At 55.4% G+C, this 12,436-nt stretch carries 14 protein-coding genes; 12 read left to right on the plus strand and 2 right to left on the minus strand.

Annotated features, from left to right (window positions below):
* From WIH05_RS02750 to WIH05_RS02765, 4 genes are all read left to right on the plus strand, one after another.
* Positions 1 to 485, plus strand: a 485-nt coding sequence (locus tag WIH05_RS02750) for an amidohydrolase family protein (RefSeq protein WP_337424938.1), incomplete at its 5' end; no start/stop codon positions are given.
* Between the two features lie 258 nt (positions 486 to 743).
* A complete protein-coding gene (locus WIH05_RS02755) occupies positions 744 to 956 on the plus strand; it encodes a cold-shock protein (RefSeq protein ID WP_022274068.1) in 213 nt (70 codons plus the stop codon).
* Positions 957 to 1,128: 172 nt separating this feature from the next.
* Positions 1,129 to 1,563, plus strand: a complete 435-nt coding sequence (locus WIH05_RS02760) for a MarR family transcriptional regulator (protein ID WP_022274069.1) — start codon at positions 1,129 to 1,131, stop codon at positions 1,561 to 1,563.
* A 130-nt stretch (positions 1,564 to 1,693) separates the two neighbouring features.
* A complete protein-coding gene (locus WIH05_RS02765; protein WP_022274070.1) occupies positions 1,694 to 2,263 on the plus strand; it encodes a YitT family protein in 570 nt (189 codons plus the stop codon).
* Between the two features lie 277 nt (positions 2,264 to 2,540).
* Here the strand turns inward: WIH05_RS02765 and WIH05_RS02770 are convergent, their stop codons facing one another.
* Together WIH05_RS02770 and WIH05_RS02775 are read right to left on the minus strand one after the other, a co-directional pair.
* Positions 2,541 to 3,113: a chromate transporter gene (locus tag WIH05_RS02770; RefSeq protein ID WP_337424939.1), complete on the minus strand. Its 573-nt coding sequence runs from the start codon at positions 3,111 to 3,113 to the stop codon at positions 2,541 to 2,543.
* On the minus strand, positions 3,110 to 3,670 hold the full coding sequence (locus WIH05_RS02775) for a chromate transporter (protein WP_022274072.1): 561 nt from the start codon (positions 3,668 to 3,670) through the stop codon (positions 3,110 to 3,112). Before WIH05_RS02775 ends, WIH05_RS02770 begins: the two co-directional genes overlap by 4 nt.
* Before the next feature lie 113 nt (positions 3,671 to 3,783).
* On the opposite strand from WIH05_RS02775, the gene WIH05_RS02780 reads away from it, so the two are divergent.
* The 8 genes from WIH05_RS02780 to WIH05_RS02815 all read left to right on the plus strand — a co-directional run bounded on the left by WIH05_RS02780 (position 3,784) and on the right by WIH05_RS02815 (position 12,426).
* A complete protein-coding gene (locus WIH05_RS02780) occupies positions 3,784 to 4,647 on the plus strand; it encodes a LysR family transcriptional regulator (RefSeq protein WP_337424940.1) in 864 nt (287 codons plus the stop codon).
* Between the two features lie 163 nt (positions 4,648 to 4,810).
* The gene (uxuA, locus tag WIH05_RS02785; protein ID WP_337424941.1) at positions 4,811 to 5,893 is read left to right on the plus strand and encodes a mannonate dehydratase; all 1,083 of its coding nucleotides are present in this window, start codon (positions 4,811 to 4,813) and stop codon (positions 5,891 to 5,893) included.
* Complete coding sequence (locus WIH05_RS02790) at positions 5,880 to 7,514, plus strand: mannitol dehydrogenase family protein (protein WP_337424942.1); 1,635 nt, start codon at positions 5,880 to 5,882, stop codon at positions 7,512 to 7,514. Before uxuA ends, WIH05_RS02790 begins: the two co-directional genes overlap by 14 nt.
* Positions 7,515 to 7,518: 4 nt before the next feature.
* On the plus strand, positions 7,519 to 8,949 hold the full coding sequence (uxaC, locus tag WIH05_RS02795; protein ID WP_337424943.1) for a glucuronate isomerase: 1,431 nt from the start codon (positions 7,519 to 7,521) through the stop codon (positions 8,947 to 8,949).
* The gene (locus WIH05_RS02800; RefSeq protein WP_337424944.1) at positions 8,946 to 9,983 is read left to right on the plus strand and encodes a TRAP transporter substrate-binding protein; all 1,038 of its coding nucleotides are present in this window, start codon (positions 8,946 to 8,948) and stop codon (positions 9,981 to 9,983) included. Before uxaC ends, WIH05_RS02800 begins: the two co-directional genes overlap by 4 nt.
* Positions 9,984 to 9,992: 9 nt before the next feature.
* A complete protein-coding gene (locus tag WIH05_RS02805) occupies positions 9,993 to 10,469 on the plus strand; it encodes a TRAP transporter small permease (protein WP_337424945.1) in 477 nt (158 codons plus the stop codon).
* A 3-nt stretch (positions 10,470 to 10,472) separates the two neighbouring features.
* Positions 10,473 to 11,777 carry a TRAP transporter large permease gene (locus WIH05_RS02810; RefSeq protein ID WP_215653754.1) on the plus strand — a complete coding sequence of 435 codons (1,305 nt, stop codon included), beginning with the start codon at positions 10,473 to 10,475 and terminating at the stop codon, positions 11,775 to 11,777.
* Between the two features lie 232 nt (positions 11,778 to 12,009).
* Positions 12,010 to 12,426, plus strand: a complete 417-nt coding sequence (locus tag WIH05_RS02815) for a hypothetical protein (RefSeq protein WP_022274080.1) — start codon at positions 12,010 to 12,012, stop codon at positions 12,424 to 12,426.
* The last annotated feature ends 10 nt before the right edge of the window (positions 12,427 to 12,436 follow it).

A 12,436-nucleotide genomic window follows, 5' to 3' on the forward strand; every position in this document is an offset into this window, starting at 1 on the left:
ACCACCGGGAGCCGGCAGTCATTGGAGCGGCCTTTGATAATAAGAAGGTCATGCCCGAGATCATCTGCGACGGGATCCATGTCCACGGCAGCGTGATCCGTGCCACCTTCGCCATGTTCGGAGCAGAACGCATGATCCTGATCTCCGATTCCCTGCGGGCCACAGGAATGCCCGACGGCGAATATCCCTTCGGCGGACAGATGATCGAAGTCCATGGAAACCGTGCAACGCTTCTGGGCCATCCGGAGACTCTGGCAGGTTCTGTGACCAGCCTTATGGGATGTCTTCGCCAGGCTGTGAAGTTTGGGATCCCGGTGGCGGATGCGGTGCGTGCGGCTTCTTATAACCCGGCCAGATCCATTGGAATGGAGGACCGGATCGGAAGCCTGACAGAGGGAAAGGAAGCTACGTTTGTCCTGCTGGATAAGGAAACGCTTGAAACAAAGAGGATCGTATTCAAGGGAAAGACGGTAGGCCAGGCGTAAAAAGCCCGTAAAAACAGACTGGCTGAGGCCTGTAAAAAACTCTGGAAAATTACAGGAAAATATAATTGACAGGCAGACGGATTTGTGATATTGTTACAGTAATTCCGATGCATTATTGAACTCACATGCAATTTTGTAAGTCATTTGCACGTTAAATGAATTACAGATGCATGTGAGTTTTCTTGAATAAAGGCCGACAGAAATGTAAGGGGATTTATTGAGGGCAGTGCGGAAAATTTTATTTATGGAGGTACCAAAATGAATAACGGTACAGTTAAGTGGTTCAATTCTGAGAAAGGCTACGGATTTATTTCCAACGACAACGGCGGCGACGATGTATTCGTTCACTTCTCCGCTATCGTAGGCGAGGGCTTCAAGACTCTGGAAGAGGGTCAGAAAGTTACCTTCGATACCGAGCAGGATCCGAAGAACAGCAAGAAGCTGCGCGCTGTAAACGTAGTTAAGTGCTAATTTACCAATGAGAAAAGGCCGCTCTGTCAGGAAACTGACGGGCGGCTTTTTTAGTGGCACGAATGCGTTCTCACAGGCGGAAAGAGAGAACTGTTCCAGGGACTTGACATTTCTATATAGTTAAGCTATAATAATTATTATAGCTAAAACAAATGAAAAATGGGGGTAGATAATGGAACTGAGAAGGGCACTGGATTCTTTTTATTACAGCACCGCCTTATGCGATCTGCGCCTGATGAACCGGCAGTTCATCGATGAAAATATTACCTACAACAGTCTTCTGTACCTGGAGCTGATCTACGCTATGGACGGACGGCTGACGGCGTCCAAGATCGCGGAGATGCTGTGCGTATCAAAACCAGCAGTAACGCTAAAGATCAATGAGCTGATCCGCCAGGGGCTGGTGGTCAAAACGCCGGATCCCAAAGACCGGCGTCAGAATCTGTTGTCCATCAATGAGGAGGCAGTTCCCAACTACAAAATATATAAAAAGCAGGATAGCCTGGCGGTAAAGAAGATCGCAGAAATGTTTTCAGAGGAAGAGATTGAAAAGTTCTGCCAGATGCTGAATGTGTTGTCCGACGTGAATTTTTCGGTCCTCGGGTAATGAGGGCGGGCCGTCGTGTCGGAAAGGACCAGGCCGGACGGATCACGGCGGACAGAGATCGTTGTAAAGAAAGGATATTATGGTTTCAAAGAAAAAAATTAAGTTAGACAGAAGAAAAATAGCACTGTGTATGATCGGCAGCAGTATCATGGCGTTTGGCCTTTATAACGTCCATTCGCTTTCCGGCGTTACGGAGGGCGGGATCCTGGGAATGACACTGCTGTTAAATTATTGGCTGGATCTTTCTCCCGCCATTACCGGTTTTATTATGAATGCGGCCTGCTATCTGGTGGGATGGAAGCTTCTGGGCTGGTCGTTTATTCTTTATTCCACCATTGCCGGGTTTACGTTCTCCGCTTCCTATGCGGTGTTCGAGCAGTTCCCGAGGCTCTGGCCAGGATTAGCGGATATGCCGCTGACGGCAGCCATCGTGGGAGCGCTGTTCATCGGTATCGGCGCGGGACTCTGCGTGAGGGCCGGCGGAGCCCCCAGCGGCGACGACGCCTTAGCTATGAGTATCTGCCGTGTTACAAAGAGCGATATCCGGATCCCGTACCTGGCCAGCGACCTGCTGGTGCTGGCGCTGTCCTTATCCTATCTGGATCTGAAGCGCATCGCCGTATCCCTTTTAACGGTGGTGCTGTCGGGCCAGCTGATCGGATTCGTTCAGAATGCGCGGGTGCCCCAGGCGGAGGGATAAAGCGGGCAGAGAGAACCACGGCCTGGATATTTTCCCCCAGTACCCAGAACTTTTCAAGTTTGTGGGTGCTGGGGGGATTTTTCTGCTCTGGCATCCAAAGTCTTTGTATTTTCTTGATTTTTCATGAAAAAAATCCAGGAGATCCGGGCATGGGAGAAAAAGGATACGGATGTGCTTAGAGAGGGAACAGAGAATTATAGATCAGAAACAAAAATCGCTCAGGCCGTGCGGCCGGGGCGATTTTTTGCCTGTTGGCGGGCTTTTTTCATATCCACATCTACACTGGCAGCCCCAGCCCATAACCGGCGCAGATCCCGATGACGGCTGACAGGCAGATCAGAAGGATCGGATGGACTTTTTTGAAGGCCAGTACGGTCATCAGAAGGAAGATGGCCAGGGAGATGTAAAAGCTCATGCCGCCCAGGACGCTTGTGGAGAAGCCCTGGGAGAAGAAAACGGTCTTTCCAACGGAGAGGACGGCAGTGCCGATGAGGCCGATGACAGCGGGCTTTAGACCAGCCATGCAGCCGCTTACGATCCGGCTGTTCCGGAAGGCCTCAAAGCACCGGGCCACCAAAAGGATGATCAGGAAGGACGGGAGGACCACGCCTAGGGTAGCAAAGATCCCTCCGGGGATCCCGGCCAGCTCCGTTCCCACATAGGTGGAAATATTTACAGCAAAGGGACCGGGGGTGCTTTCGCTGACCGCCACGAAGTTCACAAGGTCAGCAGAGGCCATCCAGCCATGGGATTCCACCTCGGCCTGGATCAGGGGCAGCATGGCGTAGCCGCCGCCGAAGGTGAATGCGCCGATCTTAAAAAATGTCCAGAAAAGCTCCAGATAGATCATGATTCAGCCCTCCTTAAGGAAATGGTGGATGCAAGAAAGCCTGCGGCGGCACAGAGGATCAGCACCAGAAGCACGTTGACGTTCAGGATGGCCGCCAGGATGAAGGAACCGGCCGCAATGGCATAGGAAACCGGATTCTTCGGACACTGGCGGTACATGGACCACAGGGCCTTCAGGATCAGGGCCAGGACTCCGGCGCGGATCCCGAAGAAGGCGTACTGGACCACCTTCATGGACTGGAATTCCCGGAGCACAAAGGCGATGGCTGTGATGACCAGGAAGGACGGGAGGACGACGCCCAGGGTGGCGCAGAGGGCTCCGGTGAAGCCGCAGACCCGGTAGCCCACAAAGGTGGCCGAGTTGACGGCAATGGGGCCGGGAGTAGATTCCGCTATGGCAACGATCTCCAGGATATCCTTGTCAGAGATCCAGCCGTGTTTTTCCACTGTTTCCTTCTGGATCAGCGGGATCATGGCGTAGCCGCCGCCGAAGGTGAATGCGCCGATCCTTAGGAAGGTCAGGAATATTTCCAGAAGAGTTTTGTTTCGATTCTCCATACATATCTCCTTTTCGTTGTGTTCCCTATTGTTATAACGGTTTTCTTGACATAAATCAATATATATATTAAAATAAAATATATAAATATTTATTTATGAAAGGAAGAACCAGTATGACGGTCCGCCATATGTACATTTTTAAGACCGTGTGTGAATGCCAGAGCATTACTGCGGCTGCCGGGAAGCTGAATATGACCCAGCCGGCAGTCAGTGTTGCCATAAAGGAGCTGGAAAGCTTTTACCAGGTGAAGCTGTTTGAGCGTATGAACCGCACCATCTACCTGACGGAGGCGGGAAATACCTTAAGGGAATATGCGGATTCTATCCTGGATCAGTTTGAGGAAGCGGAGGCGGTGCTGCGGGACGGAACCTCCATGGCCAGATGCCGCCTGGGAGTCAATGTATCGGTGGGAGAAACGTTTCTCCCAGGGATGCTGAAGCTTTTGGAAGAAAAAATACCTGGGATCCATATGGAGGTGCTGGTGGGGAACACCGTGACCATTGAAGAGAAGCTGAATGAGAATGAGATCGATTTTGCGGTGGTGGATGGGCTGAAGGACCAGACCAGGCGGGTGATCCAGCCCTTATTCCGGGGAGAGATGGCGGCGGTCTGCGCCCCCTCCTACGGCCCCCATGGGCCGGTGACTGTGAAGGAGCTGGCGGGGTACCGGCTGCTCCTGCGGGAAAAGGGAAGCGGGAACCGGGTCTGCATTGACGCCATGTTTGATTCCCACGGATGCAGCGCCAGGCCGGTGGTGGACAGCATCAGCGATCTAAGTCTTTTAAAGCTGGCGGAGGAGGGCTTCGGCATTACGATCCTCCCCAGGGAGCTGGCGGCGGAACAGCTCGTCGCTGGGCGGCTTAAGGAGGTGAAGCTGACGGACGACACTCTGGAACGTCAGTATTTTATTGCATATAATAAGAAGAAATACCTGACTGGACGGATGAAAGAGGTACTCCAGGTATTGAAGCTGTAAAAATGGCTCCGGGCTTAGGCCCGGAGCTTTATTCTGTTATAAGAAAGAACGTCCTATAATATAAAAACACTCCGCGGGTCTGTGTGCCTGCACATATTTTCTTTCCCAGGCGGCATACTAATCCCAAAGCATATGAATTTTTCAAAAAGCGAGGTTGTATGGGATGGAAATGACACTGCGGTGGTATGGGACAGGGTTTGATACCGTTACTTTAAAGGAGATCCGCCAGATCCCCGGCGTGACCGGGGTCATCACGACGCTTTACGATACGAAGCCGGGAGAAGTGTGGAGCCGGGAGCGGATCCGGGCGCTGAAACAGGAGGTGGAGGCCGCCGGGCTCCATATTTCCGGGATCGAGAGCGTCAATGTCCATGACGCCATTAAAACAGGGGCGGCAGACAGGGAGGTGTATGTCGGCCGCTATATAGAGACGCTGGAAAATCTGGGCCAGGAGGACATTCATCTGGTGTGCTACAACTTTATGCCAGTGTTTGACTGGACCAGGACGGAGCTGGCCCGGCTGCGCCCTGATGGGTCTACGGTGCTGGCCTACACCCAGGAGGCGGTGGACCGGCTGGACCCGGAGACCATGTTTTCCTCCATTGCCGGGGATATGAACGGCACGGTCCTGCCGGGCTGGGAGCCGGAGCGCATGGCACGGGTAAAGGAGCTGTTTGCCATGTACCAGGGCGTGGATGAGGAACGGCTGTTTGAAAATCTCCGGTATTTTCTGGAGCAGATCATGCCCGTATGCCGGAAATATGACATTCGGATGGCCATTCATCCCGACGACCCTGCCTGGAGCGTGTTCGGGCTGCCGCGGATCATGACCAATAAAGAAAACGTGCTCCGGATCATGGACATGGTGGACGATCCTCATAACGGCGTGGCCTTCTGTACCGGCTCCTTCGGCACCAGCCGCGCCAACGATCTGCCGGACATGATCCGCGCTCTGAAGGGCAGGATCCATTTTGCCCATGTGCGGAACCTTAAGTTCAATTCCCCCACGGATTTTGAGGAGGCGGCTCATCTGTCCTCAGACGGCAGCTTTGATATGTACCAGATCATGAAGGCCCTTTATGACACCGGCTTTTCCGGTCCCATACGGCCGGACCACGGGCGGATGATCTGGGGAGAGGAGGCCATGCCCGGGTACGGGCTTTATGACAGGGCCCTGGGAGCGGCCTATTTAAACGGCCTTTGGGAGGCCATTGAAAAGGGGGAAAAGGTGAATGGAGCTCAATGAGAAAGGTTTAAGAGAGCGGAAGTGGTGGACGGAGCGGGGATATAAGCTGCCGGAGTTTGACCGGAAGGCCGTCCGGGAGGCCACCGGGCGGGAACCGGTCTGGGTCCATTTTGGTGCCGGAAATATTTTCCGGGCATTTCCGGCCAGGGCAGTCCAGGAACTGCTGGACCAGGGGATCATGGACCGGGGGCTTGTGGCCGCCGAGGGCTACGATACGGAGATCCTGGAAAGAGTGAACCGGCCCCATGATGAATATTCGGTCCTGGTCACCTTAAAGGCCGACGGAACGGTGGAGAAGACGGTGGTGGGAAGCATCCTGGCCTCTTACGGCCTGGGCGGGTTAAAGGAGATCTTCACCATGGACTCGCTGCAGATCGCGTCCTTTACCATTACAGAAAAGGGATATGGCGTTTCCGGAGCAGAGGAGGACTTTAAAAACGGGCCGGACCGGGCCAAAACCTATATGGGACAGGTGGCGGGGCTTCTGTACCGGCGGTTCCTTGCGGGGAGAAAGCCCATTGCCATGGTCAGCATGGACAACTGCTCCCACAACGGGGACCGGCTTCTGGAGGCCATGGAGACATTTGCCGGAAAATGGTGTGAAAACGGGCTGACAGACCGGGGATTCCTGGAGTATGTGACCGACCGGAGCCGGGTGGCTTTTCCGTGGACCATGATCGATAAGATCACCCCCAGACCAGGGCAGGATGTGCTTAAGATCCTGGAGGAGGACGGATTAACGGGCATGGAGCCTGTGGTGACGGCAAAAAATACGTATGCGGCTCCCTTTGTAAACGCAGAGGAATGTGAGTATCTGGTGATCGAGGATGATTTTCCCAATGGACGTCCGGCGCTGGAAAAGGCCGGTTTTTTATTCACAGACCGGGAAACTGTGGAAAAAGCAGAGAAAATGAAGGTATGTACCTGTCTGAACCCGCTTCACACAGCGCTGGCGGTATTCGGCTGTCTCCTGGGGTATAAGAAGATCTCCGAGGAGATGAAGGACAGGGATCTGGTCTCCCTTTTAAGGCGGATCGGGTATGAGGAGGGGCTGCCGGCTGTCACAGATCCGGGGATCCTGGATCCCAGGGAATTTCTGGATACAGTGCTTACAGTCCGGTTTCCCAACCCGTTCCTGCCGGATTCTCCCCAGCGTATTGCCACAGACACGTCCCAGAAGCTTTCTGTGCGGTTCGGGGAGACCATAAAGGCGTATATGGAGTCTCCGGATCTGGATATGGACCGGCTCCGGGGGATCCCTCTGGTGCTGGCCGGATGGCTCCGGTACCGGATGGCCGTGGACGATGATGGCAGGCTCATGGAGCTGAGTCCGGATCCCATGGCGGAAAGGCTGGGACGGCAGCTGGAACGGATACAGTTGGGAGGCTGTCTTCAGATGGAGCACATTCAGGGATCGGAGCATGCTCTCCGGCCGGAAGGTGTGCCGGGACCAGAGATCAGGGAAGCCCTCCGGCCGGTCCTGTCGGATGCGGCGGTCTTTGGAGTGGATCTTTTTAAGGCCGGACTGGCAGACCGGGTGACAGAGTATTTCACGGAAATGGCAGCGGGGCCGGGCATGGTCAGAAGGACTCTGCACGCCCTGGGGAAAGGGGAGAAGTGAGACCATGAAGCCGTTTATGGATGAAGAATTTCTTTTGGATACGGACGCGGCCAGGCGGCTGTATCATACGTATGCTGAGCCCATGCCCATCGCCGATTACCACTGTCACATAGACGCCAGGGAGATCTTTGAGGACCGGAGATTTGAAAATCTCACCCAGGCGTGGCTGGGCGGGGATCATTATAAGTGGAGGCTGATGCGGGCCGGCGGGGTGCCGGAGGAACTGGTCACCGGAAACGGAGGCGACTGGGAAAAATTCCAGAAATGGGCCGGGGTCCTGGAACTGGCGGCGGGCAGTCCGCTGTACCATTGGAGCCATCTGGAGCTGAGGCGGTATTTCGGGTACGGCGGAGTCCTCAATGAAAGGACAGCAGAAGAGGTCTGGGCGCTGACCCGGGAGAAACTTAAGGAGCCGTCCATGGGAGCCAGGGGGCTGATCCGCCAGTCGGGAGTGAAGGTTTTATGTACCACCGACGATCCGGCCGATCCTCTGGAATGGCACCGCAGGCTGGCAGAGGATCCGGGCTTTCCTGTACAGGTCCTTCCGGCCTGGAGACCGGACCGGGCCATGAGCCTGGAAAGAACCGATTATCCGGCGTATCTGGAACGGCTGGAAGCCGCCAGCGGACGGAAGATCCATGATTTTTCGTCTCTCCTGGACGCCCTGAGAGTACGCATGGACTTTTTTGCTTCCATGGGCTGTGTGACCGCAGATCACGGCCTTCCGTATGTCCCTTATGCGGAGGCGTCCCGGAAAGAGGTGGAAACGATCTTTTCCTGGCGGCTTGCGGGCCGGATGCCGGAAAAGAGGGAGCTGGCGGCGTTCCGGACGGCATTTTTGGCTGTGATGGGCCGGGAATACCATAAAAGGGGCTGGGTGATGCAGCTGCATTTCGGCGTGAAAAGAGACAACAGCAGCCGTTTGTATGCGGGCCTTGGGCCGGATGCCGGCGCAGACTGTATCTTAAGCCCTCTGCGGTCCGGGCCGCTGGCGGATTATCTGAACGCCCTGGACCGGACCGGGGAGCTTCCAAAGACCATCCTTTATTCCCTGAATCCGGCGGACAATGCGGTCATCGGCGCTCTCATTGGCTGCTTTCAGGGAGACGGTATCCTGGGGAAGGTACAGCAGGGAAGCGCCTGGTGGTTCAATGACCATAAGGATGGCATGGAGGCGCAGCTAAAGAGTCTGGCAAGCCTGGGCCTTCTGGGGAGCTTTGTGGGAATGCTGACGGATTCCAGGAGTCTTTTATCCTATCCCCGGCACGAATATTTCCGGCGGATCCTCTGCGGTATCCTGGGACGCTGGGTGGAGAACGGGGAGTATCCGGCGGACTGGGAGGCCCTTTCCCGGATCGTCCGGGGGATCTCCTATGAAAATGCGGTGCGGTATTTTGGGTTTTCTGTACCGGGAGCGGAGGCAGTGCAGGTATGAAGAAAGAGAAGTCTGCAAAAAGGAGACTTACGGCGGGCGCGGTCCTGGCGGCCGGGCTTCTGTCACTTTTAAGCGGCTGCGGGTCCCGGACCGATTCCCGCCGGATCGTCCGTATCGGCCACAACCAGTCGGTGAACCATCCGACCCATCTGGCGCTGACTGCCTTCCAGGAAATGATCGGAGAAAGGCTGGGGGACCGGTTCCGGGTGGAGGTGTATCCCAGCGAGCTCCTGGGCTCCCAGACAGATATGGTACAGCTGACCCAGACCGGGGCCATGGACTTCTGTGTGGCCAGCAACGCCATTCTGGAGACCTTCAGCAAGGACTATGAGCTTTTTAATCTTCCTTACCTGTTCCAGAGCACAGAGGCGTACCATGGGGCCATGGAGGATGAGGCAGTGACGGGGCCTGTTTTTTCAGCCACCAGACAGGCGGGCTTTACAGCGGTGGCCTGGCTGGATGCGGGAACGAGAAATTTTTATACAGTAAAAAAGCCTGTAAAACGGCCGGAGGATCTGCGGGGGCTTAAGATCCGGGTCCAGCAGTCCCCCACCAATATTGAAATGATGCGGCTTCTGGGCGGGTCGGCGACGCCCATGGGCTTCGGGGACGTTTATACGGCCCTTCAGTCCGGCGTCATCGACGGGGCAGAAAATAATGAGATGGCCCTGACGGACAATGGCCACGGGGATGTATGCCGGTATTACTCCTATGACATGCACCAGATGGTCCCGGATCTTCTGATCGGGAACTATGGGTTCCTGGAGAGCCTGACAGAAGAGGAAAGAGCCGTATTTGAGGAGGGCTTTGAAGAGCTGGAGCGGGTGCAGCAGGAGGAGTGGGGGAAGGCTGTGGAGGCGGCCAGGGAGAAGGCGGAAAAGGAGCAGAAGGTGACCTTTCTCTATCCGGACCGGGAACCGTTCGCAGCGGCGGTACTGCCGCTCCATGAGATGGTCCTTGAAAGAAATCCCGCCCTCCGGCCTTTATATGAGAGGATCCGGAAATACAATGAAATGTATGCGTCCGGCCAATAGGAGGAGATCATGGAGAAAATGAGAAACGTTCTGGACCACACCCTGGAGATCCTTTCCGGCGTCAGCTTCCTGGCTATGGTGGTCCTTACCTGCTGGCAGGTATTTACCAGGTATCTTTTAAAAAATCCGTCGTCCTGGTCCGAGGAGCTGGTGTCCTATATGTTCGGGTGGATGGCCCTTTTCGGGGCGTCCCTGGTGACTGGTGAAAGAGGGCACATGAATATCCCGCTGCTGACGGAACGGCTGGGGCCAGGGTTAAAAAAGGGACTGGCTGTTTTCTCTGAGACAGTGGCTCTTCTTTTTTCTGTGGTCATTCTTTTTTATGGAGGGATGAAGATCACAGACCTGGCTATGGGACAAATGACTTCATCCCTGGGGCTTCCTGTGGGCTTCTTTTATGCGGTCCTTCCGGTGAGCGGCGTACTTTGTGTGGTGTATACAGGATTGAATCTCCGGGAGATCCTGAAAACAGGAAGGGAGGGCTGATCCATGGCATGGAACGCACTTTGGACGATCTTAGGCGTGATGCTGGTTTTTCTGGCGCTGGGGGTGCCTATTTCCTATTCCATTGGAATTTCTTCCCTGGCGGCCATCCTGGCGACGGTCTCTGCGGATGCGGCGGTGGTGACGGCGGCCCAGAGGATCTTTGTGGGAATGAGCCGGTTCAGCCTTACGGCCATTCCGTTTTTTATCCTGGCCGGGAACCTTATGAACCAGGGAGGGATCGCCGGACGACTGGTGGATCTTGTGCTGGCAGTCCTTGGAAGACTTCCCGGTTCTCTTCTGGTGGCAAATGTGGGGGCCAACGCCCTGTTCGGGGCTATTTCCGGGTCTGCGTCGGCAGCCGCTGCCGCCGTGGGGAGCATGGTGCGGGACGGAGAAGAGGAGCAGGGCTATGATCCGGCTCTCTGCGCGGCGTCCAACGGGGCGTCTGCGCCGTCGGGACTTCTGATCCCGCCGTCCAACGCTCTGATCACATATTCTCTGGCGGCCGGAGGCGTTTCAGTGTCGGCTTTGTTCCTGGCGGGCTATGTGCCCGGTATTCTGTGGGCCGCCTGCTGTATTGCCGTGGCGGTGGCGGCAGCGGGGAGAAAGGGATACAGGGGAGCCGCCGGGAAATATGACTGGAAAAATCTGGGAAGAGCCGCTCTGCGGGCCATTCCCTCTCTCACCCTTATCGTGGTGGTCATCGGAGGCATCATAGCCGGGATCTTCACAGCCACAGAAGGAGCAGCCATTGCCGTATTATACGCCCTGGTCCTGGGGATCTGCTACGGGAATATCACGGTTCGTTCGTTCTGGCGTATCGTCACCGACAGCGCCAGGATGAGCGGTATGGTGGTGTTTCTCATCGGAGTGTCCAATATCCTGGGCTGGGTCATGGCCTTCACACAGATCCCCCAGGCAGTTTCCGCCGCTCTTCTGGGATTTACATCCAGTCCGGCGGCCCTGCTCCTCATTATGAACGCCGTCCTTCTTCTGGCGGGCACCTTCATGGATGTGACCCCGGCCATTCTTATTTTCACCCCGCTGTTTCTTCCGGTGGTGGAGGCCTTTGGTATGCATCCGGTCCAGTTCGGCCTGATCCTGGTCTACAATCTCTGCATTGGAAATATCACGCCTCCTGTGGGGAATACCCTGTTTGTCGCCATAAAGGTGGGAAAGACCTCGCTGTCTGAGGTCATGCCCTATATGCTCTGGTACTACGGAGCCATTCTGTCGGGACTTCTCCTGGTGACGTTTGTGCCGGCTGTCTCCCTGGGCCTGCCATGGCTGACCGGCGTATTAAAATAGAAGAAAAGCGCAGGGGGAACCAGCGGCACGTTATAAAAACGTAAGAAAATAGAACTGGAGTTCGATAGGCGGAGATGATATAATGTCTGTAAAACAGACATTATATCATCGCGCATCTGGTTTCTGCGTTTACCGCAGAAATCCAGGCGCTTAAATCTCCCGGAGGGGTACCATGTCCGGAGGACATGGTATAATGGGAACATGATAGGATCGCCGGAAGGGGGAGACGTGATTGTATACCATAAAAGTTCGGATGCGGAAGCTGGGGAAAAAGAACCAGGGAGCCGTGGAGCCTGTGGAGTTTCTTCTGGAATCCAGACCGGAAACTGTGAAGGAGCTGGTGGAAGGACTGGTATGCCTGGGGGTGCGCCAGTATAACGAGAGAAAGGATACGGGGCAGATCGTTCCCTGGCTGACCAGTGAGACGATCCAGGAGCAGGCTGTGACGGGAAAGATCTCCTTCGGCCTCAGAGGAGGGAACGATGCGGATGCGGACCAGGCGGTGGAGAATGCGGTCCAGTGTTTTGAAGACGGGATCTACCGGATCTTTGCCGATGACGAGGAACTGACGGAGCTGGGGCAGCCGCTCCCGTGGCACGATGGACTTGTATTTACCTTTGTACGGCTGACGATGCTGGCCGGATGGTAAAGGGAGGGAA

The organism is Alitiscatomonas sp. (assembly GCF_037242085.1).
Lineage (GTDB): Bacteria > Bacillota > Clostridia > Lachnospirales > Lachnospiraceae > Alitiscatomonas > Alitiscatomonas aceti.

Coding starts and splice junctions, on each gene's coding strand:
- WIH05_RS02780 (WP_337424940.1), top strand. CDS start 3,784: ATGACGGTCCGCCATATGTACATTTTTAAGACCGTGTGTGAATGCCAG.
- WIH05_RS02800 (WP_337424944.1), top strand. CDS start 8,946: ATGAAGAAAGAGAAGTCTGCAAAAAGGAGACTTACGGCGGGCGCGGTC.
- WIH05_RS02755 (WP_022274068.1), top strand. CDS start 744: ATGAATAACGGTACAGTTAAGTGGTTCAATTCTGAGAAAGGCTACGGA.
- WIH05_RS02775 (WP_022274072.1), bottom strand. CDS start 3,670: ATGGAGAATCGAAACAAAACTCTTCTGGAAATATTCCTGACCTTCCTA.
- uxuA (WP_337424941.1), top strand. CDS start 4,811: ATGGAAATGACACTGCGGTGGTATGGGACAGGGTTTGATACCGTTACT.
- WIH05_RS02770 (WP_337424939.1), bottom strand. CDS start 3,113: ATGATCTATCTGGAGCTTTTCTGGACATTTTTTAAGATCGGCGCATTC.
- WIH05_RS02765 (WP_022274070.1), top strand. CDS start 1,694: ATGATCGGCAGCAGTATCATGGCGTTTGGCCTTTATAACGTCCATTCG.
- WIH05_RS02805 (WP_337424945.1), top strand. CDS start 9,993: ATGGAGAAAATGAGAAACGTTCTGGACCACACCCTGGAGATCCTTTCC.
- WIH05_RS02810 (WP_215653754.1), top strand. CDS start 10,473: ATGGCATGGAACGCACTTTGGACGATCTTAGGCGTGATGCTGGTTTTT.
- WIH05_RS02760 (WP_022274069.1), top strand. CDS start 1,129: ATGGAACTGAGAAGGGCACTGGATTCTTTTTATTACAGCACCGCCTTA.
- WIH05_RS02790 (WP_337424942.1), top strand. CDS start 5,880: ATGGAGCTCAATGAGAAAGGTTTAAGAGAGCGGAAGTGGTGGACGGAG.
- uxaC (WP_337424943.1), top strand. CDS start 7,519: ATGAAGCCGTTTATGGATGAAGAATTTCTTTTGGATACGGACGCGGCC.